Source organism: Haladaptatus sp. QDMS2, from assembly GCF_029338295.1.
GTDB lineage: Archaea > Halobacteriota > Halobacteria > Halobacteriales > Halococcaceae > QDMS2.
In genome coordinates, this window is the sequence record NZ_CP119791.1 from 940,715 (window position 1) to 964,892 (window position 24,178).

At 61.4% G+C, this 24,178-nt stretch carries 30 protein-coding genes and 1 tRNA gene; 15 read left to right on the forward strand and 16 right to left on the reverse strand.

Annotated elements, in window-relative coordinates:
• Positions 1–11 precede the first annotated feature (11 nt).
• The 4 genes from P1M51_RS05250 (at position 12) to P1M51_RS05265 (ending at position 3,455) form a co-directional block, all read left to right on the forward strand.
• A complete protein-coding gene (locus P1M51_RS05250; protein WP_276247135.1) occupies positions 12–536 on the forward strand; it encodes a redoxin domain-containing protein in 525 nt (174 codons plus the stop codon).
• A 54-nt stretch (positions 537–590) separates the two neighbouring features.
• On the forward strand, positions 591–1,361 hold the full coding sequence (locus P1M51_RS05255; RefSeq protein ID WP_276247136.1) for a GTP cyclohydrolase III: 771 nt from the start codon (positions 591–593) through the stop codon (positions 1,359–1,361).
• Between the two features lie 75 nt (positions 1,362–1,436).
• The gene (locus P1M51_RS05260) at positions 1,437–1,985 is read left to right on the forward strand and encodes a cyclic nucleotide-binding/CBS domain-containing protein (protein ID WP_276247137.1); all 549 of its coding nucleotides are present in this window, start codon (positions 1,437–1,439) and stop codon (positions 1,983–1,985) included.
• Between the two features lie 96 nt (positions 1,986–2,081).
• A complete protein-coding gene (locus P1M51_RS05265; RefSeq protein ID WP_276247138.1) occupies positions 2,082–3,455 on the forward strand; it encodes an ABC transporter substrate-binding protein in 1,374 nt (457 codons plus the stop codon).
• A gap of 48 nt (positions 3,456–3,503) precedes the next feature.
• On the opposite strand, the gene P1M51_RS05270 is transcribed toward P1M51_RS05265, so the two are convergent.
• The 5 genes from P1M51_RS05270 to P1M51_RS05290 all read right to left on the reverse strand — a co-directional run bounded on the left by P1M51_RS05270 (position 3,504) and on the right by P1M51_RS05290 (position 8,399).
• Positions 3,504–4,349: a hypothetical protein gene (locus tag P1M51_RS05270; protein ID WP_276247139.1), complete on the reverse strand. Its 846-nt coding sequence runs from the start codon at positions 4,347–4,349 to the stop codon at positions 3,504–3,506.
• 75 nt (positions 4,350–4,424) lie between these two features.
• Entirely contained in the window at positions 4,425–5,132 is a 708-nt protein-coding gene (locus P1M51_RS05275; protein ID WP_276247140.1) for an ABC transporter ATP-binding protein, read from the reverse strand.
• On the reverse strand, positions 5,129–5,950 hold the full coding sequence (locus P1M51_RS05280) for an ABC transporter ATP-binding protein (protein WP_276247141.1): 822 nt from the start codon (positions 5,948–5,950) through the stop codon (positions 5,129–5,131). Before P1M51_RS05280 ends, P1M51_RS05275 begins: the two co-directional genes overlap by 4 nt.
• A complete protein-coding gene (locus P1M51_RS05285; protein WP_276247142.1) occupies positions 5,947–7,290 on the reverse strand; it encodes a branched-chain amino acid ABC transporter permease in 1,344 nt (447 codons plus the stop codon). Before P1M51_RS05285 ends, P1M51_RS05280 begins: the two co-directional genes overlap by 4 nt.
• Positions 7,287–8,399 (reverse strand): branched-chain amino acid ABC transporter permease, encoded by a 1,113-nt coding sequence (locus P1M51_RS05290; protein ID WP_276247143.1) that lies wholly within the window; start codon positions 8,397–8,399, stop codon positions 7,287–7,289. Before P1M51_RS05290 ends, P1M51_RS05285 begins: the two co-directional genes overlap by 4 nt.
• 253 nt (positions 8,400–8,652) lie before the next feature.
• Here P1M51_RS05290 and pgk point away from each other — a divergent pair, with 253 nt between their 5' ends.
• The 3 genes from pgk (at position 8,653) to P1M51_RS05305 (ending at position 10,416) form a co-directional block, all read left to right on the forward strand.
• Positions 8,653–9,849, forward strand: a complete 1,197-nt coding sequence (pgk, locus tag P1M51_RS05295) for a phosphoglycerate kinase (protein ID WP_276247144.1) — start codon at positions 8,653–8,655, stop codon at positions 9,847–9,849.
• Positions 9,849–10,331, forward strand: coding sequence for an N-acetyltransferase (locus P1M51_RS05300; protein ID WP_276247145.1), 483 nt, complete (start codon positions 9,849–9,851; stop codon positions 10,329–10,331). Before pgk ends, P1M51_RS05300 begins: the two co-directional genes overlap by 1 nt.
• 11 nt (positions 10,332–10,342) lie before the next feature.
• Positions 10,343–10,416 (forward strand) — tRNA-Thr (locus tag P1M51_RS05305).
• Between the two features lie 317 nt (positions 10,417–10,733).
• Here P1M51_RS05305 and P1M51_RS05310 read toward each other — a convergent pair.
• Genes P1M51_RS05310 through P1M51_RS05320 form a run of 3 tightly spaced genes read right to left on the reverse strand, consistent with a single transcriptional unit; the run spans position 10,734 to position 11,227 of the window.
• The gene (locus P1M51_RS05310; RefSeq protein ID WP_276247146.1) at positions 10,734–10,901 is read right to left on the reverse strand and encodes a hypothetical protein; all 168 of its coding nucleotides are present in this window, start codon (positions 10,899–10,901) and stop codon (positions 10,734–10,736) included.
• Positions 10,902–10,949: 48 nt separating this feature from the next.
• Positions 10,950–11,096 carry a hypothetical protein gene (locus P1M51_RS05315; protein WP_276247147.1) on the reverse strand — a complete coding sequence of 49 codons (147 nt, stop codon included), beginning with the start codon at positions 11,094–11,096 and terminating at the stop codon, positions 10,950–10,952.
• Positions 11,093–11,227: a hypothetical protein gene (locus P1M51_RS05320; protein WP_276247148.1), complete on the reverse strand. Its 135-nt coding sequence runs from the start codon at positions 11,225–11,227 to the stop codon at positions 11,093–11,095. Before P1M51_RS05320 ends, P1M51_RS05315 begins: the two co-directional genes overlap by 4 nt.
• 403 nt (positions 11,228–11,630) lie before the next feature.
• Here P1M51_RS05320 and P1M51_RS05325 point away from each other — a divergent pair, with 403 nt between their 5' ends.
• The 5 genes from P1M51_RS05325 (at position 11,631) to P1M51_RS05345 (ending at position 13,903) form a co-directional block, all read left to right on the forward strand.
• Entirely contained in the window at positions 11,631–12,365 is a 735-nt protein-coding gene (locus P1M51_RS05325; RefSeq protein WP_276247149.1) for a CPBP family intramembrane glutamic endopeptidase, read from the forward strand.
• A 55-nt stretch (positions 12,366–12,420) separates the two neighbouring features.
• Positions 12,421–12,615, forward strand: a complete 195-nt coding sequence (locus P1M51_RS05330; protein WP_276247150.1) for a XapX domain-containing protein — start codon at positions 12,421–12,423, stop codon at positions 12,613–12,615.
• A gap of 33 nt (positions 12,616–12,648) precedes the next feature.
• Positions 12,649–12,990, forward strand: a complete 342-nt coding sequence (locus P1M51_RS05335; protein ID WP_276247151.1) for a DsrE family protein — start codon at positions 12,649–12,651, stop codon at positions 12,988–12,990.
• A gap of 86 nt (positions 12,991–13,076) precedes the next feature.
• The gene (locus P1M51_RS05340; RefSeq protein ID WP_276248472.1) at positions 13,077–13,355 is read left to right on the forward strand and encodes a PadR family transcriptional regulator; all 279 of its coding nucleotides are present in this window, start codon (positions 13,077–13,079) and stop codon (positions 13,353–13,355) included.
• 35 nt (positions 13,356–13,390) lie between these two features.
• Positions 13,391–13,903 (forward strand): DsrE family protein, encoded by a 513-nt coding sequence (locus P1M51_RS05345; protein ID WP_276247152.1) that lies wholly within the window; start codon positions 13,391–13,393, stop codon positions 13,901–13,903.
• Here P1M51_RS05345 and P1M51_RS05350 read toward each other — a convergent pair whose 3' ends face one another.
• Positions 13,904–14,518, reverse strand: coding sequence for a metal-dependent hydrolase (locus P1M51_RS05350; RefSeq protein WP_276247153.1), 615 nt, complete (start codon positions 14,516–14,518; stop codon positions 13,904–13,906).
• 104 nt (positions 14,519–14,622) lie between these two features.
• Here P1M51_RS05350 and P1M51_RS05355 point away from each other — a divergent pair, with 104 nt between their 5' ends.
• Genes P1M51_RS05355 through P1M51_RS05365 form a run of 3 tightly spaced genes read left to right on the forward strand, consistent with a single transcriptional unit; the run spans position 14,623 to position 18,017 of the window.
• Positions 14,623–15,270, forward strand: a complete 648-nt coding sequence (locus P1M51_RS05355; RefSeq protein ID WP_276247154.1) for a hypothetical protein — start codon at positions 14,623–14,625, stop codon at positions 15,268–15,270.
• 44 nt (positions 15,271–15,314) lie between these two features.
• A complete protein-coding gene (locus tag P1M51_RS05360) occupies positions 15,315–16,697 on the forward strand; it encodes a hypothetical protein (RefSeq protein ID WP_276247155.1) in 1,383 nt (460 codons plus the stop codon).
• Between the two features lie 39 nt (positions 16,698–16,736).
• Complete coding sequence (locus P1M51_RS05365) at positions 16,737–18,017, forward strand: Tat pathway signal protein (RefSeq protein WP_276274866.1); 1,281 nt, start codon at positions 16,737–16,739, stop codon at positions 18,015–18,017.
• A gap of 6 nt (positions 18,018–18,023) precedes the next feature.
• Here P1M51_RS05365 and P1M51_RS05370 read toward each other — a convergent pair whose 3' ends face one another.
• The 7 genes from P1M51_RS05370 to sdhC all read right to left on the reverse strand — a co-directional run bounded on the left by P1M51_RS05370 (position 18,024) and on the right by sdhC (position 24,142).
• Positions 18,024–18,212: a hypothetical protein gene (locus P1M51_RS05370; RefSeq protein ID WP_276247157.1), complete on the reverse strand. Its 189-nt coding sequence runs from the start codon at positions 18,210–18,212 to the stop codon at positions 18,024–18,026.
• A gap of 84 nt (positions 18,213–18,296) precedes the next feature.
• The gene (locus P1M51_RS05375; protein WP_276247158.1) at positions 18,297–19,130 is read right to left on the reverse strand and encodes an SDR family oxidoreductase; all 834 of its coding nucleotides are present in this window, start codon (positions 19,128–19,130) and stop codon (positions 18,297–18,299) included.
• A 71-nt stretch (positions 19,131–19,201) separates the two neighbouring features.
• Positions 19,202–20,386: a bifunctional sugar-1-phosphate nucleotidylyltransferase/acetyltransferase gene (gene glmU / locus P1M51_RS05380; protein ID WP_276247159.1), complete on the reverse strand. Its 1,185-nt coding sequence runs from the start codon at positions 20,384–20,386 to the stop codon at positions 19,202–19,204.
• Positions 20,387–20,665: 279 nt separating this feature from the next.
• A complete protein-coding gene (locus tag P1M51_RS05385; protein ID WP_276247160.1) occupies positions 20,666–22,495 on the reverse strand; it encodes an FAD-binding protein in 1,830 nt (609 codons plus the stop codon).
• Between the two features lies 1 nt (position 22,496).
• Positions 22,497–23,375: a succinate dehydrogenase/fumarate reductase iron-sulfur subunit gene (locus P1M51_RS05390; RefSeq protein ID WP_276247161.1), complete on the reverse strand. Its 879-nt coding sequence runs from the start codon at positions 23,373–23,375 to the stop codon at positions 22,497–22,499.
• A 1-nt stretch (position 23,376) separates the two neighbouring features.
• Complete coding sequence (locus P1M51_RS05395; RefSeq protein WP_276247162.1) at positions 23,377–23,745, reverse strand: succinate dehydrogenase hydrophobic membrane anchor subunit; 369 nt, start codon at positions 23,743–23,745, stop codon at positions 23,377–23,379.
• A gap of 1 nt (position 23,746) precedes the next feature.
• Positions 23,747–24,142 (reverse strand): succinate dehydrogenase, cytochrome b556 subunit, encoded by a 396-nt coding sequence (sdhC, locus tag P1M51_RS05400; RefSeq protein ID WP_276247163.1) that lies wholly within the window; start codon positions 24,140–24,142, stop codon positions 23,747–23,749.
• Positions 24,143–24,178: the final 36 nt, after the last annotated feature.

Genomic DNA, 24,178 nt, shown 5'->3' on the forward strand with positions numbered 1-24,178 from the left:
GATGTCAGGGTATGTTATCAGTGGGGAGTCACGCGCCGTCGTTTTCTTTGGCGGGCGTGCAAAATGGGGGACGTGAATCGTACGACCTAACAACGCACACGTCGGCCGGGAATGCAGTGTTGGTGCTGTTCTACCCGTTCGATTTTAGCCCGGCGTGTACGCAGGAACTGTGCAGTGTTCGGGACGCAGAGTGGTTTACGCTTGTTGACGACCTGCACGTGTGGGGCATCTCGACCGATTCGACGTACGCCCACGAGCAGTTCGCGGCGGCATACCAGTTTCAATTCCCCCTGCTGTCAGACACAGACGGCAGCGTGGCGTCGGCGTTCGGCGTCCTGTACGACGAGTGGGAGGAACACAAGCACGTCCCGAAGCGAGCGGTGTTTCTCGTCGATAGCGACCAGACGATTCGGTACGCCTGGGCCACCGACGACGCTTACGACGAACCGGAACTGTCCGCCATCAAACGAGCACTCGACGAATTGGGTTCGTTCCGAGCAGACTTCACGCAGTCGGACGGGGTGTTCGACTCGTAGACGAAATCACATCGAAAAGAAAGATACGCGCGGACTTCGTAGGGCCGACCAACCGTGACGAACACGCAGATAACGCTGATCCAAATCGACAACTACGGGCCCTGGACGGTCACGCCGGAACCACGCCGCGAAGTCGACCTCCAGACCCTCCAGTCGCGATTGTACGCCGACCTCTCACAACTGTTCGGGAACCGCGATGGCTACATCTTCTTCAGTCGCTTCGACAACATGATTGCCGTGAGCAATGGGCTCTCGATTGCGGACCACGCCCGGATTCAGGAGTCCGTGCGCAACCGCTACCCGGTGACTGTGAGCCTGAGCGTCGCGACGGGAACGACGCCGATTCAGGCGCTCGAAGACGCCACAAGTCAGTTACAGGAGGCGGGCAGCGCACAGGACAAGACGCGGACGGAAATCCTCCGGGGGCGCACCATCGACGAGGAGTTCCGAACGACTGAGGACGTGCAACTCGCTCACTTCGACGTAAACGACGCGACGGGCCAGTACACGGACCGACTGAACGAATTTGACACGTTCATCAACATCGAGCAGGGCTACGCCGAACTGATGCGCTACATGCGCGAGGAAAACGGGGCGCTCTCGTTTTTCGTCGGTGGGGACAACATCATCGCCGTCTGTCCTGACATGGACGAGGCAGCGTACCAGGGCGCAATCGACCACGTCCGCGAGGCCGTGAACGTCGAACTCAAGGTCGGTGTCGGCCGGGCGCGCTCTCCACAGGACGCTGGTATGGCGGCAAAACACGCCCTCGAGACGTGCCGGGCCGTCGGGACGTCCGTCGAATTCGACTTCGAAACGGCGTAATTACTCACATACGGCGGGCGTATGCTTAAACGTGATGGGGGTAGCTTTTAGCCATAGTGTGCCAACTATTCTCATATGGAAGATACCGTCACGATTCGGGATGTGATGACGCGCGAATTTATCGGGGTGAGTGAGTCCGATTCGGCCGTGAACACGGCACACCTCCTACGCGAAGAAGGGCAGGGCTGTGCCGTGGTACTCCGCGGACAAGAGGCAGTTGGGCTCGTTACCGAAGGCGACATGCTGGCGCTCTTTTTGAACGGCGCGAACCCGGAAAAGGCGACGGTCTCTGACGTGATGCATCCGGGCATCGTGACCGTCGGCGACGATATGTCCCTCGAAGAAGCAGCCGGAATGCTCACTCGTGGCGATGCCGGCCGACTGGTGGTCTTAGAAAACGAGAAACCTGTCGGAATTGTCACTGAAAAAGACCTCGTCACGGCATCAATCCTCGGGCATCTCGGACTCTCCGAAGAAACTGAGATCGAACCGAACATATCAGAGGTTGACCAGCTCGATACGGAATACTCGAATCAGAGCATCTGTGAGGTCTGTGGGTCGCTTACGCGCGATTTGGTAAACGTGAATGGCCAACTCGTTTGCACCGATTGTCGTGACATTTGAACGGCGCTTTTATTTCGACAATTAATCAAAACCACGCCAGGGAGTCACATATTCAAGGGTAGTTTTATAAACTTCACGACCAATAGAGCGAGTTGTATGGCACCAAATAACGAACGCCGTAAATTCCTCAAGGGACTCGGCGCAGCAGGGATTGCTGGATTGGCCGGCTGTATCGGCAGCCCAGGCGACGACGGAACGACGACGACGGGTGATGGCGGTGGAAACGGAACCGGTACCACAGATGGTGGCGGTGGCAACGGTGGCGGCGATGGTGGCCCCGACATCATCACGGTCATTGGCTATCCCGAATCCGGTATCCAACTGTTTCGTGACTACTACAACCTGAGCGATGGAAGTGAACAGATCCTCGTTCCCGACGGATTGCAATCGACCACGCTTCCGGACCAGGTCGGTAACGACATGGCGAACGTAACCGGGACGGCTCCCGCGGCGGGCGGTCCGAACCAGGAAGCGTTCAGCCAACTATTCCAGGACGAGTTCAACGCGGCACCGTCCGTGTTCACCTCTCAGTCGTACGACTCGGTCGCACTCCTCATTCTCGCGAACGTCGCTGCCGGCGAGAACAACGGCACGTCGATTCGCGACCAGATGCGCCGTGTTGCAAATCCGGAAGGTGAAGAGTTCGGTCCAGCGAACCTCTCGGAGGCAGTCGAGGCCGTTGCCGCAGGCGACGACATCAACTACCAGGGTGCATCCTCTGCGACGAACTTCAACGAGCTGGGTGACCCAGCGTCCGCAGCCTACTCCATCTGGGAGTTCGACCGCGCGAACCAGACCACGCCCACGCTCGAAACGCAGAGCTTCGAGGGTGACAACCCAGAAGGCTCCGGCGCGATGGCCGACTCGGCCCCCGGCGGCACGGACCGCGAAGTAAAAGTCGGAATCCTCCTGCCCGAGACCGGTGACCTCGCGGCAGTCGGGCGACCGATGATCAGCGCAGCACGCCTCCCGGCACTGCAAATCAACGACGCGAACCCGGCTGGTATCTCCGTCGATGCACAGGTCGAAGACACGCAGACGTCGCCCGACTCCGGTGTCGCAGCGGCACAGTCGCTCGTCAACGCCGGCTACCCGGCCGTCTGTGGGTCCGCCTCGTCCGGTGTGAACGTCCCTGTCTCACAGCAGGTGTTCATCCCGAACCAGGTCGTCGGTTGCTCGCCGTCCTCGACGGCGCTGTCCGTCTCGAACCTGGACGACGACGACTACATCTTCCGGACGGCACCGTCCGACTTCCTGCAGGGCCGTGTCATGGCACAGGTCGCCTCCGAACGCCTCGGGGGAGCCTCCGCTGCGACGCTGTTCGTCAACAACGACTACGGCCAGCAGCTGTCCGACCGCTTCGCGGACGTCTTCGAGAGCCAGTTCGGCGGCACCATCACGAACAAGGTGGCGTTCAACATCGGCGAGTCCTCGTACACGTCGGTCATCGAGCAAGTCCTCGGTCAGTAAATCGACCACTTTTCTTTCGACGCGAGACGACGAGCCGCAGGGTTCTCGCTACGATTGATACGGCTTCACCGTCGTCGTCGCCTTCTCATCCCCGTCGCGCCAGAGCATGGTGTAGTGCATCTTCCTCCCTTCCGCAGACGACCCGAGCGACGGCGTGTACGGGTAGGACCACGTCGTTGTCGCCCCCGCTTTCACATCCAATGCCACCTTCTGCACCGGCGTGTAGGCGACTTGCGGTCCGATTCGGTTGAGTGCGCCGACGAACGTGCCGTCCGTCGTGCCCGTATTTTCGACGATGAGAGTGAGCGTCACGTTCTCACCTGCTCGTACTGACTCGGGTGTCGTAAATTCGCGGACGGCGAAGTTCGTCGGGTCGGTGGCGAGTTGTGCAGTCGTTTCTTCGGAGAGCGGATGCACCTCGTCTCGCCACCGAATCGAAATTTCTTGTGACGCTACCGGTTTCGGCACTTGGAAAACCAGATACCCACCCGTGGACTGCTCGTACCTAGTGGACCGATACTCCCAGAGGGTCCCGACGTCCGACCCATAGCTGGTATCGAGCGCGCCAAACTCGTTTTCCGCTATTCTGAGGTTGAACTTACCACGTTCCAGCGGGTCGTCGGTTTCCGTTCGCACTCGGGCGATGACGAACTGTTGGTCTCGCTCGCCGACGACGCCGATGGAGTCGGGGGAATTCAGGCTCACCACTTCGGGAGTAACGTGAACGTCGGTGACGGTTACGCTGGGCGCGTCCGGTGTTTGCTGGGTCGTCCCGCTTGTCGTAGATTCGGGGCTTTCCGACCCGCTCGGTTGCGCGCTCGTGCAACCGGCGACGAACGCGAGGCCGAGGCCGCCGATTCGCAGCAGGTCGCGTCGCGTGGGGGAGGACATCATGTAGCATTGCTATGGTAATTTGCCATAAGCTTTCGGTGGACGCACCGACTAAAAAATGAAACTCCGCGACCGAACTTAACCGCCGAGGAACTCCTGGCGCACTTCCTGGTCGCCGAGGAGCGCCTCGCCCGTGTCCATGAAGCGGTTGCGGCCGTTCGCGAGCACGTAGCCGCGGTCACACCGCCGGAGGGCTTCTTTCGCGTTCTGTTCAACCATCATGATGGCCGTGCCAGCGTCGTTGATTTCGTCGATTTTGTCGAACATCTCCATTACGAGGTCCGGGGCGAGGCCCGCGGACGGCTCGTCGAGCAAGAGGAGTTCGGGTTCGAGCATGAGCGCCCGACCCATTGCGAGCATCTGGCGCTGACCACCGGACATCGTCCCCGCCTTCTGGTTCTTTCGCTCCTTGAGGATGGGAAAGCGTTCGTACACCGCGTTGAGGGCGTCCTGTGGGACCTCCTCTAAGATGTACGCGCCCATCTCCAGGTTCTCCTGAACCGTGAGCGTCGGGAAGATGTTCTCGTTCTGTGGGACGTAGCCGATGCCCTTGTGGATAATCTCCTCCGGTCGCAGTCCCGAAATCTCCTCGTCTTTGAACTCGACGCTCCCGCCCATGTGGGTGGTGAGCCCGAACACCGACTTCATCACCGTCGATTTGCCCGCGCCGTTCGGGCCGACGATGGTCACGTATTCGCTATTGCCGACTTCCATCTCCACGTCGTGGAGAATCTGGAGGTCCTTGCCGTAGCCGGCGTCCAAGTCGCGGACTTCGAGCAGGCTCATACGGTTCCTCCGAGGTAGGCTTCGATGACGTCCTCGTTCGCCTTTACCTCCTCCGGTGGGCCTTCAGTGAGCACCTTCCCCTGGTGCATCACGATGACGTGGGAGGTGTTGTTCATGATGAGGTCGATGTCGTGTTCGACGATGAGGAAGGTGTAGCCCTGCTCACGCAGTTCGTGAATGTGCTTGAGCAGGCGCTTTTCGAGCGACGGGTTGACCCCGGCGAACGGTTCGTCGAGCAGGAGCATGTCCGGGTCGGTGAGCAGCGCCCGCGCCATTTCGAGCAGTTTTCGCTGGCCACCAGAGAGGTTTCCAGCGTACTCCTCTGCGAGGTGGTCGATTTCGAAGAATTCGAGCATGCCCCACGCGCGGTCGAGTAATTCTTCTTCCTGCTCGATGACCTCGTTTCGCGCGAACGGTAGCACAGAGCGCCAGAGCGCTTCGCCCTTCTGGTACTTTGGGGCGAGCATCATGTTCTCTAAGACGGTCATGTCCGCGAGCTCGCGGGCAATCTGGAAGGTGCGCACGAGGCCGCTGTTCGCGATTTCGTGGGCCGGATGACCCGTGATGTCGCGTCCGTTGAAATGGACGGTGCCAGCGTCCGGCTTGTGCGTCCCCATGATGAGGTTGAACGTGGTGGACTTGCCAGCCCCGTTCGGCCCGATGAGGCCGGTCATCGTGCCGCGTTCGATTTTGAACGTGGCACCGTTTACTGCCTGAATACCGCCGAAGGACTTATACAGACCTTCGACTTCGAGGGGGTATTCGGTGAGGTCTGGGCCGTCTACTACCGGTTGTGCAACTTGTTCTGTGTCGCTCATTGGTCGTCGCCTCCGTCGGTCACCGTCGGCTTCTTGGTCGTCTCAGGTCGCCCGAGGTCGATGCTCGCCGCAATCTCCTTGCGGTGGCCGAGCATTCCCTCGGGGCGGTTGTGCATCAGCCAGATGAGCACGAGGCCCATGAACACGAGCTGTAGCGTGTTGATGCTGTTCAGCGTGTAGATGATGAACGGCATCGGGTCGAAGTTCGAGAACAGCGGCCCGATGGCCTGCCCGAAGTTCGGCGGCCCGCGCTGTGGGATGTCGAGTGCCGTCTGCAGCAAGTTCTTCGCGTAGAGTGGTCCCTGGAACAGGAGCGCGGCGAACACCGCGCCGCCGAGGACGCTGCCGGTGTTCGACCCGGCACCGCCGATGATGAGCGCAATCCACACGTAGAACGTGATGCGCGGTAGGAAGAAGTTCGGCGTCACCGACCCCGACCCCATCAGCCAGAGGATGCCGCCGAGGCCGATGAGCGCACACCCGAGCATGAAGGACTTAATCTTGAACCGATTGGTGTTCTTCCCGAGTGCGTTTGCTGCGTCTTCGTCCTCGCGAATCGCCTTGAGGACACGCCCGAACGGTGACTCACCAGTCCGCTTCATGAGCCAGTAGAACATGCCCACGAACAGGAGCAACATCAGGCCGTAGGCGAAGTTGTCCACGACCGGTTTCGGATTGTCGGGGATGATCGTGCCGAACACAGAGACGATTCCGAGGTAGATGTCCCAGAGGAACACCGTCTCGAGAAACGCCTGAAGCGGGTCGGTGAAGTTGAGGATGAGGCCGCTGCCGCCACCCGTCCCCGTGGTCAGTCCAAACAGGGTGAACTTCTGGAAGGTTCCAGAGAGGTAGGCAAAGCGGATGATTTCTGAGAACGCAATCGTCACGATTGCAAAGTAGTCAGCACGGAGTTTCAGCGCCGGCAACGCGACGACGAAGCCGAAGATGGCCGCCGCCGCCATGCCTGCGAGGATGCCGACCCAGATGGGAAGCCCCAGTCCGGGGGTAAGCGACGACCCCGCCTGCACGGTCGCCGGTTTCGAGACCATCGCCATCGTGTAAATCGCGATGGCCATGAAGCCCGCGATGCCGATGTTGAACAGTCCGGTGTACCCCCAGTGGAGGTTGAGCGCGAGCGCCAGCAGCGCGAAGACGCCGATGTAGAACGTTAGGTTGGCGATGGCGTTAATCTGCCCGCGAACCGGATTTCCGAGCAATATCCCGCTGATGATGTAGGCGAGATAGATGAGCCCGAAGACTGCCGCGACCTTGACGATGTCGCGCTCCCAGAGCTCTGCGAGTGCTGCCTTCTCGTTGTCGATGATGTCTTTTCCGCTCATGCCGTTGCCCTCCCGCTGAACAGGCCGCTTGGCTTGAACAGCAAGACCAGGATCATCACGATGAACGCGGCCGCCCGGGCGAACTCGGACGGAATCCAGATGACGGAGACGGACGCCGCGAGGCCGATGACGAGGCCACCGGCGATTGCGCCGTACACCGAACCGATGCCGCCGAGGATGACTGCGGCGAAGATGAGCAGCAACAGCAGCCACCCGTCGTTGAAGCTAATAGTCCCCTTCCAGAGGATGAAGACGTAGCCAGCGACGCCGGTGAGACCGCCGCCGATAATCCAGGTCGCCCGAATGACTTCCTCTGTCGGGATTCCCGTAATCCGTGCGAGGTCTTTATTGTCAGCCATCGCACGCATTGCCTTGCCCAGCTTCGTTCGCTGGAGCAGCAAGTGGACGCCGAGCATCAGTCCGACGCTCGCGACGACCAGTGTGACGTCGTGCGCGGTGATTTTGACCGCCCCGTCGACGAAGTACGGGGCAAATTCCGGCACGTTGCCGGCGTCAGTCGTTCCGCGCACGTCCGAGGTGAACACGAACAGTATGAGGTAGCGAATCGCGAAGGCCACCCCGATGCTCGTGATGAGCAAGGCGATGCCTTCTTCTGCTCGCATTGGCCGGTAGACGAAACGGTCGATTAATAGGGCGAGCGCTACCGAAAAGACGCCCGCGACGACCATCCCGATGATGATGGCGAGCGGTGTCGCCGTGATGCCGATGCCGAGCGCCCCGCCGAACACGGAGCCACCCGCACCGACGAGGACGAGCGAGCCAATGTCTCTCGTGCCGAATCCGGCGATGACGTACGTCGTCGCCCAGCCGGCAAACGCGCCGCTCGTGATGTAATCACCGTGTGCGAAGTTTGCGAAGTTCAAAATGCTGTACGTCATCGAGAGGCCGATACCGGCGAGCCCGATGACGAGACCCTGCATGAGGCCGTCCCATACGAGGGTCCCAACCCGTGAAAATTGGATTCGACCCGTCGCCAGTCCATCGAGGAGGTCGATGATCATGAGGACGAAAACGAATCCGACCAGTAGCGCGAACGGTTGCTCTATGACAAACCGCCGTCCACGCGTGTAAGTTTCTGCTATACCCATTGAGAACGCTCCACATGGATACCGGGTCTTGATACATCAATAAACCTTTCTTACTTCGGCCGGTTTTTCTGACAGATTTATGGTCACTTAATCAGACAGGTGACCATGAAAGGGCCGGGATTCATATACCCGCCCAGTCTTAGTTTTTTGCCCTTCCTCCATTTACTTTCGTGATAGAGGCGCGCGACCACGACACAGGGGGCGCGCGTCGGAGCAGAAAGGAATTTGTGACGGCGCAACGCAGTCGTGGCTAATGATTCAGACCCTCGACGACCTCTCCGTGGACGGAACCACGATTGGGGTGCGCGTCGACGTCAACAGTCCGCTCTCAGACGATGGCTCTCTCGCAGACGACGCGCGCATCCGGGCGCACGTGGACACTCTCTCTGAACTTCTCTCTCGCGGTGGGCGCGTCGTCATTCTCGCCCATCAGGGCAGACCGGGCGGTGAGGACTTCTCCGGGCTCGAACCACACGCAGAACGCTTGAACGAACTCCTCGACTTTCCCATCTCCTACTGTGACGGCAACTTTTCGGAGAACGCGCGCGACGCAATCCGGGCACTCGAAAACGGCGAGGGCGTCCTCCTCGAAAACACGCGCTTCTACAGCGAGGAGTACATGGAGTTCGACCCCGAGGTTGCCGGGCAGACCCACCTCGTCGACCGACTCGTCCCCGTCCTCGACGCGTTCGTGAACGACGCCTTCGCGGCCGCCCACCGCTCGCAACCCTCGCTCGTCGGATTCGCGACGCGCCTGCCCGCCTATGCGGGCCGCGTCATGGAGCGCGAAATCGACGTGCTCGGCGACATCGAGAGCGCCCCCACACCCCGAGTGTACGCCGTCGGCGGCGCGAAGGTGAACGACTCCATCGACGTCGCAGAGAGCGTCCTCGAACGCGACCTCGCCGACACGGTGCTCACCACGGGCGTCGTCGGGAACGTCTTCCTCATCGCAAACGGCATCGAACTCGGCAAGGCGAGTTCCGAGTTCATCTTAGACGAAGGGTACTGGGACGAAGTCGACCGCGCCGGCCGATTGCTCGATACCTACGGGCACAAAATCGTCCTCCCACGGGACGTGGCCGTTGAACGCGACGGCGAACGGGTCGAGATTCCACTCGCGGACCTCCCGGCAGGAGACGACGAACCAGCCCTCGACATCGGGACGCGCACGGTTGACCTCTACAGCGACATCATGGCGAACGCTGGAACGGTGATTCTGAACGGGCCGGCGGGCGTCTTCGAGATGGAGCAGTTCGCCGTTGGGACGAAGGGAATCTACAACGCGGCGACCGAAGCCGAAAACAGCATCGTCGGCGGCGGTGACACGGCAGCGGCCCTCAGACGACTCGGTATCGAGGGCTTCACCCACGTGAGCACCGGGGGCGGCGCGGCGCTCAAGATGTTGACCGGCGAACCACTGCCCGCCATCGAGGCGCTCGAACGCTGATGGAACTCGCGGTGCCGGACACGGAGGCCGTGGAGGTGCTCACCGACCTCTGGATAGCTCTCGCCACGGACCAGCGGTCGTTCGGGTCCCACCTGTTGCCAGAAGCCAACCGACCGACGATTCGGGCGGCAATCACCCGGTTCGTCGTCGCGGACACCATCGTCGTCGCCCGAGACGACGACGCGATTCTCGGATTCGTCATGTTCGACCTGGAAACCGGGATTTACCAGCAGGACGTGACTCGCGGCGTCGTCATGAACATCTTCGTCCGCCCGGAACACCGCGGGCAGGGCGTCGGGTCCGCACTCCTCGCGGAGGCGGAATCACGACTCGAAGCGGCGGGCGCGGACACGGTCACCCTCGACGTGATGGCCGCGAACGACCGAGCCATTCAGTTCTACGAACGCCACGGCTACGCCGCCCATCGAATCCAGTTGGAGAAGCACATCGAAAACGATAATCACTCAAAGGAGCAGGATTAAGCACGAAGTGCGCCAGGGGAGCATGGGTGGTTCATGCACTCGACTTGTAATCGAGACTCCTCGGGTTCGAATCCCGACCCTGGCTTCTTCTTGCGCTCACAAACCCGTGAGCGCGTTGAATACTATATACGGAATTCGAACTCCGCTGAGCAAAGCCCAGCGTGGTCACACTCGCGTTCGCTCGCGTGACCCCCGGTTCTGGCTTGATTGCGAGCGCCAATTCGGCGCGACTGCTTTGTTCGGGCCAATCGTAGGGTACTGCATGATACAGCGGGTGGCCTATCACTGCCTCAAATGTGGGCGGTTCTACCAGCAGCTGGTCTCGGACCCCCCGGTCACGGTGTGTACCTGGTGTGGGGCGGAAAATCGGATGGAACGAATCGATCACGCGCCGACGGCGACCTAAACCGCGCCGCGACCGACGGTGTCGTCTACCCGCTCTTCTTCGACCAGTTCTACCTCGATGTCCGGGGCCATGATGCGTCCCACGAGGTACCGCCCCGCGAGGAACGCGAGGCCGAGGACGACGATCGAGACGAGCATCAGGACGAATCCAGTGGTGACTACCATACTATAACTATCACGTTCTTTAATAAAGAATCTAGCTTCGCGGGCAGGTCACTTCGACCCGAACCGATGTCGCAACCAATCGGTAATCGTCGCCGAATCGAGTTGACACTCGGTACAGATGAGCGACCCCGGCGTCGGTCCAATTCCGGGGACGTGCGCGCCGTCTTCGCAGGCGGCCTCGAGTGACGGCGTCACTTCGCCCACTGGCGATTTCCACACTCGATGCACTCGTACAGCGGATACGCAGCGGTCCCCCGTCCGACGGATTCCCACGAGGTTTCGGTTCCGAGCCAATCGCCAACCGTCTCACAGTTATCGCACTTCATTTCTTGTCACCCCATTGTGCAAAGTATATTTCCATAATGTTAATTGTTACCATCCATCAAGACAATTGAATGTTTACGGGATAGCCTAATATTCTGTCTGACCAATCTCAGGTTGGTAAAACGTGGCCTCGGTCATATCAATCTCAGGTTGGTAAAACGTGGCCTCGGTCATATTAGGCACATTGTTGTCATTTTCCGGATTGTCTGACGCTACAGTTAATACTGCTTACGTGTTTGCTACAGATGCGAAGACAGAGTAGGCAACGAGCGAGTCGGCGCACAGTCCCTTCCCCCATACTCCCCTGACTGTGAACCGACTGGGAACTATTTCCCACCCCCCTAACACACTTTTCGTGTCTGGATTCGTCCGAACCGTTTTCTTTATGCACTACCTGAATACGGTATGACCTATTCGAAGCAGCGGGCCCGCCCGCTGCCGACTGTGGCGATCGCCCTGGTCGTCGCGGCCATTGGCCTCGTGGCTGGTGTCGCGCTCTCTCTCGGCGCAATCGTGGTGCTCTCTGCGCTCGGTTTCTCGCTGGCTGCGACCCAGTTGCTCGTCATCTCGCTCGTGATGACCCAGGGCCTCGCCTTCGGCGGTGTCGCCCTGCTATATCTCCGATTTCGCGGCCTTCCGAGCTCGTTCATCGGTGCCCGCATCCCAACCCTCGGCGACCTCGGCTGGGTCGTCGGTGGTTACATCGCGGCCATCCTCGCCGCGCTGCTCGGCGGCGTCCTCATCGTCCTGACGGGAGTCCAGGCCGCCTCGAACCAGGCGGCCGAATTCGGTATCGAGAACCCGGAAGCCCTCCTCCTGTTGATTCCGGCGTCCTTCCTCCTCATCGGGCCGGGCGAGGAACTCCTCTTTCGGGGGGTCGTGCAGGGGACGATTCGTAAAGCACTCGGGCCGGTTCCCGGCGTCGTCCTCGCGAGTGCGGTCTTCGCCGCGATTCACTTTTTCGCCCTCACGGGTGGCGCCAGTGCCCGGTTCGTGAGCATCGGGATTCTGTTCCTCCCGGCGCTGGTGTTCGGGTTCGCCTACGAGCGCACCGGAAACATCGTCGTCCCCTCGTTGATTCACGGGACGTACAACGCCACCTTGTTCTCGTTGCTCTACCTCTCGCTTCAGTTCGGCTGACCGGAGCCGCTGGACCCTTACCCTTACGGGGGTCGCTCACGGATACTCACTCGACATGGATACCGTCGTGGTCAGTCTTGCCCTCGCAACCGGATTCGCCGCTGGTGCGCTGTTCGCCTTCCTGCAGATTCCGATTCCCGCCCCGCCGAACCTCGCGGGCCTCATGGGCATCGTCGGCATCTACCTCGGATTCAAACTCGTAGAGCGCTTCGACGTGGGGTTCGACCTCCTCTCTGCGCTCGGCCTCTGAAAGAGCAAAGCCCTCACCCGCCGTGAGGGACGTGTGAACACCGTATTCCATCTCTCTGACGGGAGTGACGACGCACACGGTCACGCACTCAGCAACGTCGAGAATCTGCTCGCAGACGACTCCATCGCCGTCGAATCGGTCGTGTTGCTCACGAACGGCGACGGCGTCTCCCTCAGTCGAACGGACGGACCGCGTGCCGAACGAATCGACCGCCTCATCAGGCAGGGGGCGTTGATTCGCGTCTGTTTGAACTCGCTTCGCACTCGTGACATGGACGCCTCGATGCTCCATCCAGGAGTGACGGTCGTTCCCTCTGGGGTGGGCGAACTCACGCGGTTGCAGTCGGCGGGCTACGCCTATATAAAAACACCATGAGTGGTTGTCACGTCATTAGCAATGTGCATAGGTCAGCTTAGACGGCCCATAATAATGGGGATACGAGGCTGATAGCCGATATGCCCATGAATGACCTGACTGGTTTTCAGCGCGACCTGCTGTACGTAATCAGCGGGCACGACAAACCACACGGCCTCGCTATCAAAGAAGAAGTTGAGGAGTACTACGAGAAGGAGATTCACCACGGGCGACTCTACCCGAACCTCGACACGCTCGTCGACAAGGGATTCGTGGAGAAAGGTGAACTGGATCGCCGAACCAACTACTACGACCTGAGCGAGAAGGGCCGAGCCGCGTTTGAAGAACGCGAAGAGTGGAAGGCCCAGTACGTCGACGCTGAATAACCCTTTTACAACCCCTCATGGACCGCCGACATTTCGTGACAGCGGCAGGACTGCTGTTCGCCGCAGGCTGTACTGGCGCAGGCGAGACGCAATCGACTGAGTCGTCTACGACGCAGTCTGCAAAGACGAGCGACCAACCAGACCAAACCACGACCGGGACGGACGAACAGACCACCGAAGAACCAGCAGAACCCCCAGAAATGAGTACCGTTTTCCACCTCCAGACCTACGGCGCAGAGCACGAACGAAAGGCCCTCAACAACGTCGAGAACCTGCGAAACGACGAGACAGTCCCTGTAGAGGACGTCGTTCTCGTCGCCAATAGCAAGGCCGTCAACTCGCTCACGAGTGAGGGTGCGGAGTACCCAGACCGGATAAAACAGCTTCAGACTGAGATGGACGTTACGTTCTGTGCGTGTCAAAACTCGATGGAGGCGGTCGGTATCGCGAAAGGAGAGCTCCTCGATGACGTCAAAATCGTTCCGTCCGGTGTCGGGGAGTTTACCCGTCTCCAGACGAAGGGGTACGCCTACATCAAGGTCGCCTGATTACCGCGAAAAATCCCGAATGAAGCGTTCTGGCACCCGCTCTAGATACCGCGTCGGCACCCGCGGGATGAGGCGCTCTGCCAGATACACGATGGGTTTTCGGACGAGCGCGTAGGCGAGTGACACCGCGAGCGCGACGAGGACGACCTGTTCGAGCACCCCGTCGTAGAGCCACAACGCTGGCAGGCCCATCGCCCCTGCGAGAAGCATGTCCTCCGGTGCGCCGTCGTACCGAATCCATCGACGTGGTGGAAGCCACTCGCCGCGGAAGTGGTCGTAGACGGCCCGGTCTGAGATGCCCTGCCACGGCTTGAGTTCGAGGCCGCCACCGAAGATATCCATCACCGAGTGGGCGGCCGCCGCGAGCAGGAAGAACGCGAGCGCAATCGTCCAGACCGAGGGGTACACGAGTGCACCAATCGCCGCGCCGAACGAGGCGATAGAGAAGTACACTGGGTAGTGAAGCGTCTGCCGGTGCCCCCAGTAGAGGTCGAAATCCGGAAAGACGCCGCCAAGGAGGCCTGCTGTAACTGCAACTGGCGTGTACTCAGGGGCGAGAAACAGCGTGACAGCGGCCAACATCGCTCCCACGAGCGCGTGGGTCGTTGCCATCATTTGCACCGCTTTTAGGCGTGGGGAGTATAAATCTGTGCGCCCAGTCGTATCAGCGATCCTGTAAATGGCGAGACCTTTGCTCTCACCGCTCGTATCTACGCTTCATGGAATTGGCGCAGTTGCAGGTTTCGACCCGCCACCAGCGACAGGTCGGACAGGTGATGCAACTCGCCATCGTCGCCGTCTTCGTCGTCGGCGCACTGAACAGAAACGTTAGCATCGTCGTCAACGCGCTCATCGCCCTCTCGATTACGTTCCTCCCGGCGATTCTCGAACGCGACTACCGAATTCCGTTGAACCCGGCCCTCTCACTCTGGATTACGCTCGCGGTTCTCCTTCACGCGGTGGGGATGCTCGGTCTCTACACGACCGTCTGGTGGTGGGACCACGTCACCCACACCCTCTCTGCGACCATCGTGGCGGGGGTGGGCTACACGACGGCCCGCGTCCTCGACAAACACCGCGCCGGCCTGTCGTTCCCACAGCCGTTTCTATTCGTCTTCGTCCTCACTTTCACGCTCGCGTTCGGCGTCTTCTGGGAGGTCATCGAGTTCGCTGTCCACGGCCTCGCAGAGGCCTATGGCTTCGGACCGGTGCTCATCCAGTACAGCCTGGAGGATACCATCGAAGACCTCCTATTCGACCTCGTCGGGGCGGTTCTCGTGGCGGTTTTCGGAACCAGAACGCTCGCGGACTTCGCGGACAGGGTGGCGATGGCCCGCGCTCGCGTCCGCGACGTGCGCCGCCGATGACGCGATTCGCCACATTCTTGCGCTCGAACCGGCGAGAATAGCACATGGACCGCCTTCGGCGAGTGTCGCTCGCCGCCCTCACTCTCTGCCTCACGTCCGGCGTCGCCAGCGCCCACGAAGTCGGCGGGTCACGCTTCGAGGCACCACTCCCGCTCGGCTTGCTGTTCGCAGGTGCGGGCCTGACTGTCGCCATTACCGCCGTCTGGGTCGGCTTTTCTGCCACCCGGTCCGAACGAGCGACAACCACGCCCATCGGAACCTTCTCAGCAACCCCGGCCCGGCTCGCCTCGCGCGTCGCGAGCATCGCGTTTCTCACGCTCGTCGTGGCCGCCGTCGCGTGGGGACTGTTCGGCAAACAGGTCGGCGCGGAAAACCCCGCGACGTTCTTTACCTGGTGGGTCTGGCTCAAGGGCCTCGCCGTCGTGTCCCTTCTCGTCGGAAGTCCGTGGCGAATACTCTCTCCGTGGCGCACCATCTACCGAGGCCTCTCGGCCCTCGAAGGACGTGCCCTCCGGTATCGCGACTATCCGAGTCCCCTCGCTCACTGGCCTGCCGTCGCTGGCTTCTTGCTCGTCGTTGGTGTGTTCGAGAATCTGACTGCCGTGCCACGTGACCCGCAGGCGACGGCGACGTTCGTCGCCACCTACGCGCTCGTCATGATACTGGGTGGCATCGTCTACGGCGAGGCGTGGTTCGAGCGAGCCGACTTCTTCGCCGTCCTCTATCGCCTGTTCGGACGCGTCGCGCCGTTCACGTTCACGCGAGCCGATTCTGGCGCGGTGCGTCTCTTGGTGCGCCGCCCGTGGACCGGCTGTCTCGACCCAGCACCGAACCTGAGCCTCGTCGCGTTCATCGTCGGGACGGTGTACGTCGTCAGTTTCGACGGCTTCACGAGCACCCCCGAGTTCCAGACGCTCACGACGGGGCTTCGCTCTATTCTCGGCATTGGAGCAGTCGCTGACCTTGCGCTGTTCCTCGTCGGCTTTGGGCTGTTTCTGACGAGTTACGCGCTCGTCGCCCTGCTGGTCAGTCGTGCAGGGGGCCGGACGACGTGGGCCGGGGCGACACTCGCATTCGCGCCGAGCATCCTTCCCATCGCCGTCGCCTACGACCTCGCGCACATCTATCCGTTCGTCCTCGACAACACCGGACAGTTCGTCGCACTCACCGTCGCCAGTCTCACGGCGCTGCCAGCTCCGACCGTAACGCTCACCGACTGGCTCTCGCTGCCGGTGTTCTGGGGGTCGCAGGTGCTGCTCATTATTGTTGGCCACGTCGTCGCCGTCGTCGCCGCCCACGGCGTGGCGATTCGACGCTACGCGACACCCTCGCTTGCCCGCCGGTCGCACGTCCCGCTCGTCGCCCTCATGGTCGGGTACACCGTCCTCTCGTTATGGATTATCTCCCGACCGGTCGTCACGGGCTAAGCAGAACACATTTTCCTGCGCGCCCCTAACTCAACGCCGATGGACCCACGCACCAACCGAGGTCTTTCACGCCGGGCATTCGTGAAGAGCGCGGTTGCAATCGGCGGTGCCACAGCCCTCTCCGCCTGTCTGGATCGTGAGGAGAACCCGGACGTGCCGTCCGGGCCTTCTGACCTCTCTTCGTACCCTGCGCGCCAGCACGCCTGGAACGACGCCCTCACGAGGAGCGAGGCGGGGAACGTTCTCATGCCGAAACACCACCTCCTCCTGCCGCTCAGGTACACGGGTGACGGGCCGACAGACGAGGAGCGCGAAACCGTCGAGGCCGCCCTCCAGAGCCTCGAACACGCCTACGCACGCGGCAACGACGGGTTGCTGTTCACCGTTGGCTACTCGCCCGCCTACTTCGACCGGTTCGACGACTCACTCCCGGAATCGGTATACCTCCCCATGCCGAAAGCCCTCTCCTCGTTCGAGGAACCCGAACTCGAGGATTACGACGCAATCGTCCACCTCGCGAGCGACTACGGCCACGTCGTCCTCGCCGCGGAGGAGGCGCTCACGGGCCGCCAATCCACGCTCAACGGCTACGAGATGGACGCCTCGTTCGATGGCATCTTCGAGGTCCAAGAGCGCCGCACCGGTTTCATCGGCCGTGGCTTGCCGGCAGAGAATCAGGACGTAGACGGGGTTCCAGAAGGCGACCCCGTGCCCGAAGATTCGCCGCTCTACATGGGATTCGTCTCTGGATTCGAGGAGAATCAGGCGACAGAAGACCGGGTGACGATTGCCGAGGGCCCCTTCGCCGAGGGTAGCACCCAGCACGTCTCGCGCATCCGTCTTCGCCTCGACGACTGGTACGATGAACAGAACCGCGAGGAGCGCGTCGCGGAGATGTTCTGTCCGTTCCACGCAAAAGAGGGACTCGTCGAAGGCGCAGGCCACAACCTCGGAACCAGTTCGCAGGTAGACGACAAGTGCGCAGAAACACTCGACGAAGACGCCCGAACCTACGGACGGGTCGGTCACTCACAGAAGATGGTAAGCGTCCGCGAAGACGGCCGTCCCATCATCCTTCGACGGGATTTCGACTCGACCGACGGCGGTGAGGCAGGCGTTCACTTCGTCTCTCTCCACCGAGGAATCGGTGACTTCGAGAAGACCCGCGAGGCGATGAACGGCGAAAAACAGGTTCAGGCGAGTCCCGCAATCCGCCAGCGGGTGAACAACGGCATCCTCGAATACATGTTCGTCAAACACCGCGCGAACTACTTACTTCCCCCACGCGCCCACCGCGCGCTTCCTACCCCGAACCCCTGAGTCGGCTCAGTTCTCGGGGTCCCACTGCTCGCGACAGCCTTCGTTACAGAAGTGTCGCGACTGGACGGCGTTGTCTTCGATCCACGTGAGCACGCGGTGGTTGGGATCGTTTACGATACTTGACCCGCAGGTCGCACAGCGGGGGGCGTTTTCCTCGGTCACGTCTTCGCCGAGGTCTGATGTTGGGTCAACCATGGTGAGTGAGTCAATGTAGCACGACTACTTAGAAGCACCCGTTACGGCAGTGCTGTCTGTCGATTCGGTGATTATTTTCCGTGACTATTGGCCGTAGTCGGGGTCGAAAAACTGTGCCGAGAGCGGCGGTGGCGACGCCCCCTCGACCACACTGTACGGCGAAAAGTCCGTGACCCCCGCCTCCCGAAGCACCTCCTCGTCGTAGAAGGCGTTGCCCGTACATTCGTCGGGGTCGCGGCTGAGAATCTCCTTGACCGCATCCGCGACGATTTGTGGGCTACGCCAGTCTGCCTCCGTTCCGAGGCCGAAGTGCCGGGTCGCCTGCGAGTCGATGGCCGTCACGGGCCAGATGGAGTTGACGCCGACGCCCTCACCGCGCATCTCTTCTGCGAGTGACTTCGCGATGAACGTCATGCCCACCTTCGAGAGCGCGTAGGCGGCTTTTCCGGGCGCACTGTCTGCTTTGATTGGCGGCGAGGACATGAGGATGTGGCCGTAGCCACGTTCGAGCATGTGGGGCAGGACAGCGTGCGAGCACGTGTACGCCCCGCGTGCGTTCACGTCCATGAGCAGGTCGAATCGCTCGGGCGGCGTTTCTGTGACTGGGTGCATGTCGATGGCCCCGGCGTTGTTGATGAGGAAGTCAATCTGCCCGAACTCCGCGATGACCTCGCCGACGGCCTCCTGGACGGCCGTCTCGTCGCGAATGTCGAGTTTGATGGCCATCGCGTTCGCTCCTCGTTCGCGCACCTCGTCTGCGGTCCGATAGATGGTGCCGGGGAGGTCGTCTTTTGGCGCACTCGTCTTGCCGGTCGAGATGATGGTGCAACCCTCGTCTGCGAGCGAGAGGGCGAGTTCTTTCCCGATACCGCGGGTGGTGCCGGTGATGAACGCGACCCGACCGTCGAGTGACTCCATGATGAGACCCGCTTCTCAGGTCAGGGTAATAAACGAACCTCGCTCCGCAAAATTCGCACCGGGACGGGCACTCAGCGGTCGCGCAGGACGGATTCGCCGGGTTTCGTCGTCGCGCCCGGCGAGAGCACGACACCGGCGTTCAGGCTGGTGTTGATGGCCGTCTTCGCGCCGTCGCCGACGACGATGCCGAACTTGCGCCGTCCCGTGGAGACGCGCTCGCCTTTCACCGTCATCTTCACGTCCGCGTCGTCGTGGCGGAGGTTCGCCACCTTGGTTCCCGCCCCGAGATTCACGTCCGGCGCGAGGAGACTGTCGCCGAGGTAGTTCAGGTGCGGGACGTTCGTGTCGTGCATCACGACGCTGTTTTTGATTTCGACGCTCTGGCCGACGTGGCAGTTCTCGCCGATGAGCGTCGCCCCGCGAATGTAGGCGTTCGGCCCGACGTGCGCCCCGGACTTGATGAGGACGGGACCTTCGACGACGACGCCGGGTTCGACGACGGCACCCTCTTCGACCACGACCGTACCTCGCAGTTCCGCGTCGCCGAGCACCTCGCCCTGAATATCGCGCTCTAACTCGCCGAGTTTCCACTCGTTGGCTTCGAGCAGTTCCCAAGGACGACCCACGTCCATCCAGCGGGTGACCTCGACCGGCGTCACGTCGTACTTGTCGATGACGCGGGCGACGACGTCCGTGATTTCGTACTCGCCACGCTCTGAGAGTTCGACCTCGTCCAGCCAGTCGCGAGCCTCGGCTGGGAAGGCGTACGAACCGGCGTTCGCGAGGTTCGTCGGTGGGTTCTCGGGTTTTTCGACGATTTCGGTCACCCGGCCGTCTTCTGTCGAGAGGACGCCGTAGTTCGACGGTTCTGGCACCCGGAAGGCGGCGATGGCAGGGGCTTCGGAGAAGAGTTTCTTGACGCCCTCCTTGTCGTAGAGATTGTCGCCGTTGAGGACGGTGAAGTCGCCGTCGATGTGCTCTTTGGCGGCCCGGACGGCGTCTGCGGTACCGTTCTGTTCTTCCTGAACCGCAAAACTGACTGGCACGCCGCGGTACTCGTCACCGTAGTACTCACGGACGGCTGCAGATTCGTATCCGACGACGAAGATGAGTTCGTCTGCGCCCGCCTCGACGGCGGCGTCCGCGGTGTGCGCAGAGAGCGGTCGGTCCGCGACGGGGAGCATCGGTTTCGGCGTGGAGGTGGTGAGCGGTCGCATCCGCGTGCCCTCTCCAGCGGCGAGGATGACTGCTTGCATTGACTGAGAGTTCGAATACTGCACAAAAGAACTATCGGCCACCGTGGGGCAGTTTCACAGGCCGTTGGGAGTGTTTAGCTGGTTGAGAGTTACGTGCGAGAAGGTGGTTCAGGGCCGTGGTTTGTCGGTGGTGAAATCGGATTACTGGTAGCCGCGTGGTCGCACGATTGCCGACGGCAATGGACCGCACTGCGACCGCACGTGACCGCACCGCACGTGGACTGAGTCGCGAGCGCGTCGCCACTCGCTGGTCTGTGAAAACGGAAAGGAAGAATTCGCTCAGTAGGAGCGCTCTTTCGGCTCGTAGGTCTTCTCCTCGCCTTCGAGGATGACCGGTTTGTAGTAGAGCTCCGGCTTGCCGTCGTTCCAGGCCATGAGCGTGTGCTTGATCCACTCTTCGTCCTTGCGCACCTGGTGTTCTGCACGCCAGTGTGCGCCACGGAACTCGGTGCGAGCGAGCGCACCGGCCGTGATGGTTTCTGCGATGTCGATGAGGTTCTGGGTCTCGATGGTGTGGATGAGGTCCGTGTTGAACGTCCGACTCGGATCGGCGACGTAAACGTCCTCGTAGGCCTCACGGGCCTCGCGAATATCTCGCAGGGCCTGCTTGAGGCCATCCTCCGTCCGGAAGACGTTGACGTTGCGGGTCATCGCCTTCTGGAGTTTGTGGCGGATTTCCGCGTGCTGGACGCCCTCATCTTTCGTCATGAGGCGCTCGATGCGGGTGTTCTCGGCCTCTACGGCCTTCGACAGGACCGTATCCACGTCGACGGCCGCGCCGTCTGCGGCGACGTCGCCCTCCGGTGCATCCACCGCGCCGAGTGGGACGGGACTGTCGATGTGGCCGTCCTCGGACTTCGCGGAGTAGCCGGTCTGAATCTGTGGCTCGCCGAGGTCCGTTCCGGCCGCGTGACGGCCCGCGCGGGCCCCGTAGACGATGAGTTCTGGCAGCGCGTTCCCGCCAAGGCGGTTCGCGCCGTGGACGCTCACACAGGCACATTCGCCAGCGGCGTACAGCCCGGAGATGCAGGTCTGCCCGTTCTCGTCGGTCTCGATGCCGCCCATGGCGTAGTGCTGGCCGGGTTTGACCGGCATCGGCTGGGTGAGCCCGTCGACGCCCTCGAAGTCCTCCGCGAGGTGGAGGATGTTTTCGAGGCGGTCGATGATGCGCTCTTCACCGAGGTGGCGCATGTCGAGGTGGACGTACTCGTCCTCGATACCGCGGCCCTCGTTGACTTCCGTCAACTCGGCGCGTGACACAACGTCGCGGCTGGCGAGCTCGCCAGCGTTGTTCGCGTAGCCGTACTCGAACATGAGGCGTTCACCGTTCGCGTTGTAGAGGATGCCACCTTCCCCACGGACACCCTCGGAGATGAGGACGCCCGTCGAAGGGAGGGTGGTCGGGTGGAACTGGATGAACTCCATATCTTCGAGTGGGACGCCAGCGCGGTAGGCCATCGCCGGGCCGTCACCGGTACAGGAGACGGCGTTGGTCGTGTGGTCGAAGGCCTGACCGGGGCCACCGGTCGCGATGATGACGCCCTGTCTGGCTTTGAACCCCTCGACGCGACCGGTCTGAATGTCGATTGCGACGACACCGTGGCAGGTCCGGTCTTCCGGGTTCTCGTGGTCGGTCACCGCGAGACGGGAGACGTACCACTCGTCGTAGACGGTGATGCCGCGTTTGACGACCTGCTCATACATCGTGTGGAGCAGGTGGTGGCCGGTTTCTGCACCGGCGTAGGTCGTCCGCGGGAACGAGAGGCCACCGAACGGGCGCTGGGAGACGCGGCCGTCTTCTTCGCGGGAGAACGGCATCCCCCAGTGTTCGAGCTGGATGACCTCGTCCGGGGAAGTCTTACAGAGCGTTTCGATGGCGGGGGCGTCGCCGAGGAAGTCAGACCCCTTCATCGTGTCGTAGGCGTGACTTTCCCAGGAGTCACCCTCTCGGAGGGCGGCGTTGATGCCACCTTCTGCGGCACCCGTGTGGCTTCGCACCGGGTGGAGCTTCGTGACCATTGCCACGTCCGCACCTTCTTCGTGGGCCGCCACGGCCGCGCGGAGTCCCGCGCCGCCTGCGCCGACCACAATTACGTCGTGTTCGTGCATGTTACCAGAATTTCAGGTTGTTCTTGACCGCTTCACGCTTGAGTTCCTGAATGTGCTCGGTGAGCGGGATGTCCTTCGGACAGACGTTCGTACAGGAGAACTGGGTCTGACAGCGCCAGACGCCGTGTTCCTGCTCGATAATCTGGAGGCGGTGTTGTTTCATGTCCTCGCCCTCGCGCTCGTCCATCGCGAAACGGTAGGCCTTGTTGAGCGCGGCCGGGCCGAGGTACTCGTTGTCGCCGGCGGCGATGTTACACGAGGACATACACGCCCCACACCAGATACACCGGGTGGACATCTTGACCTTCTCTCGGTTCTCGCGCGTCTGACGCTGTTCTTCGCCCTCGGGCAGGTCGTTCGTTTGGAAGTACGGTTCGACCGCTTCCATCTGGTCGTAGAAGTGCTCCATGTCCACGACGAGGTCTTTGACGACCTCCTGGTGGGGGAGCGGTTCGACGCGAACCGGTTCCGAGAGTTCGGAAATCTGGGTCTTACAGCAGAGACGCTGTCGCCCGTTTACGAACATCGCGTCGGAGCCACAGATGGCCTGTCGACACGAGTGGCGGAACGTAAGACTCGAATCGAACAGGTCACGCGCCTGCATGAGCGCGTCGAGAACCGTCATCCCCTGCTTGAATGGGACGTGGAAATCGTCGAAGCGCGGCTCCTTTTTCCCCTCGACCTCGGGGTCGTAGCGGAATACCTTGAGGTGAATCGTCTCCTCGTCGGCTGCGGCGTCGGCTTTCGCCTCCGCCTCACGTTCTGCCTGTCGCTCTCGTTTTTCCGCGAGCCGGCGCTGTTGGTGCTCCGGCTTCGAGGATTGTTCTAGCTCCTGTTCTTGCTCGGGTTCGGATTCGGTTTCGGGAACTTGCGTACTCATTTTAGAGACTCACCCCGGTCATTGCAATCGCCACGCGAATGCCCTGCGCCGTGAGCGCGAGGCCGGCGATGATGAGGACGTACTTCACGACGTTCTTCTGGGTCCCCTGGAGACCCTGGTTGACCAGCGCGTTGTAGACGCCGTTTACGCCGTGGAAGGTCGCTGTGGTGAGGAACAGGACCATCGTGACGAAGTAGCCCGGTTGTTGCATCCGCTGCAGCGTCTGGGCAAACGTGATCTCAGAGGGAAGATTCGCAAAGTGCAGAAGCATGAAGTGGAAGGCCAGAACGACGACCAAGAACGCGGCCGTCAGGCGCTGGAGCAACCAGCGCGTGCCCCCGTACTCGAACGAGGAGTAGCGCTCTGCCATCTTAGAACACCCCGTGCATGAACGTCGGCACACTCGCGACGACGATGGCACCGGTCAGGATGAGCGATGCGTAGAAACTCTTGTCCTCGGCTCCGAGACCGACGCCGAGGTCAACGAACAGCAGTCTGAGGCCGTTGAGGATGTGGAACACAGCCACAGCCAGCAAGCCGACTTCGAGGAATCGAACGAGCATCAGGCTCTCGAGCCCCTGAATGGTGTTGGTGTAGACTGCGGGGTCGCTGGCGGTTGCGGTGCTCAACACGGCGATGTGCGTGAAGAGATAGCCGATAAGAACCCAGCCGGTGAATTTGTGGAAGATCCAAGCCCACATCCCGGCGGAGAACTCCCGCCAGCGGCCGAAGTCCTCGATTAGGCCACGATTGTAAGACTGACTCATGGGTACCTACTGGAAGCGTGGCACTACGGGTGTATA

Bases quoted from the DNA above. Each gene is read 5' to 3' on its own strand.
- P1M51_RS05250 (WP_276247135.1), top strand. From the start codon at position 12: ATGTTATCAGTGGGGAGTCACGCGCCGTCGTTTTCTTTGGCGGGCGTG.
- P1M51_RS05260 (WP_276247137.1), top strand. From the start codon at position 1,437: ATGGAAGATACCGTCACGATTCGGGATGTGATGACGCGCGAATTTATC.
- P1M51_RS05265 (WP_276247138.1), top strand. From the start codon at position 2,082: ATGGCACCAAATAACGAACGCCGTAAATTCCTCAAGGGACTCGGCGCA.
- P1M51_RS05270 (WP_276247139.1), bottom strand. From the start codon at position 4,349: ATGATGTCCTCCCCCACGCGACGCGACCTGCTGCGAATCGGCGGCCTC.
- P1M51_RS05275 (WP_276247140.1), bottom strand. From the start codon at position 5,132: ATGAGCCTGCTCGAAGTCCGCGACTTGGACGCCGGCTACGGCAAGGAC.
- P1M51_RS05280 (WP_276247141.1), bottom strand. From the start codon at position 5,950: ATGAGCGACACAGAACAAGTTGCACAACCGGTAGTAGACGGCCCAGAC.
- P1M51_RS05285 (WP_276247142.1), bottom strand. From the start codon at position 7,290: ATGAGCGGAAAAGACATCATCGACAACGAGAAGGCAGCACTCGCAGAG.
- P1M51_RS05290 (WP_276247143.1), bottom strand. From the start codon at position 8,399: ATGGGTATAGCAGAAACTTACACGCGTGGACGGCGGTTTGTCATAGAG.
- pgk (WP_276247144.1), top strand. From the start codon at position 8,653: ATGATTCAGACCCTCGACGACCTCTCCGTGGACGGAACCACGATTGGG.
- P1M51_RS05300 (WP_276247145.1), top strand. From the start codon at position 9,849: ATGGAACTCGCGGTGCCGGACACGGAGGCCGTGGAGGTGCTCACCGAC.
- P1M51_RS05310 (WP_276247146.1), bottom strand. From the start codon at position 10,901: ATGGTAGTCACCACTGGATTCGTCCTGATGCTCGTCTCGATCGTCGTC.
- P1M51_RS05320 (WP_276247148.1), bottom strand. From the start codon at position 11,227: ATGAAGTGCGATAACTGTGAGACGGTTGGCGATTGGCTCGGAACCGAA.
- P1M51_RS05325 (WP_276247149.1), top strand. From the start codon at position 11,631: ATGACCTATTCGAAGCAGCGGGCCCGCCCGCTGCCGACTGTGGCGATC.
- P1M51_RS05330 (WP_276247150.1), top strand. From the start codon at position 12,421: ATGGATACCGTCGTGGTCAGTCTTGCCCTCGCAACCGGATTCGCCGCT.
- P1M51_RS05340 (WP_276248472.1), top strand. From the start codon at position 13,077: ATGAATGACCTGACTGGTTTTCAGCGCGACCTGCTGTACGTAATCAGC.
- P1M51_RS05350 (WP_276247153.1), bottom strand. From the start codon at position 14,518: ATGATGGCAACGACCCACGCGCTCGTGGGAGCGATGTTGGCCGCTGTC.
- P1M51_RS05355 (WP_276247154.1), top strand. From the start codon at position 14,623: ATGGAATTGGCGCAGTTGCAGGTTTCGACCCGCCACCAGCGACAGGTC.
- P1M51_RS05360 (WP_276247155.1), top strand. From the start codon at position 15,315: ATGGACCGCCTTCGGCGAGTGTCGCTCGCCGCCCTCACTCTCTGCCTC.
- P1M51_RS05365 (WP_276274866.1), top strand. From the start codon at position 16,737: ATGGACCCACGCACCAACCGAGGTCTTTCACGCCGGGCATTCGTGAAG.
- P1M51_RS05370 (WP_276247157.1), bottom strand. From the start codon at position 18,212: ATGGTTGACCCAACATCAGACCTCGGCGAAGACGTGACCGAGGAAAAC.
- P1M51_RS05375 (WP_276247158.1), bottom strand. From the start codon at position 19,130: ATGGAGTCACTCGACGGTCGGGTCGCGTTCATCACCGGCACCACCCGC.
- glmU (WP_276247159.1), bottom strand. From the start codon at position 20,386: ATGCAAGCAGTCATCCTCGCCGCTGGAGAGGGCACGCGGATGCGACCG.
- P1M51_RS05385 (WP_276247160.1), bottom strand. From the start codon at position 22,495: ATGCACGAACACGACGTAATTGTGGTCGGCGCAGGCGGCGCGGGACTC.
- P1M51_RS05390 (WP_276247161.1), bottom strand. From the start codon at position 23,375: ATGAGTACGCAAGTTCCCGAAACCGAATCCGAACCCGAGCAAGAACAG.
- P1M51_RS05395 (WP_276247162.1), bottom strand. From the start codon at position 23,745: ATGGCAGAGCGCTACTCCTCGTTCGAGTACGGGGGCACGCGCTGGTTG.
- sdhC (WP_276247163.1), bottom strand. From the start codon at position 24,142: ATGAGTCAGTCTTACAATCGTGGCCTAATCGAGGACTTCGGCCGCTGG.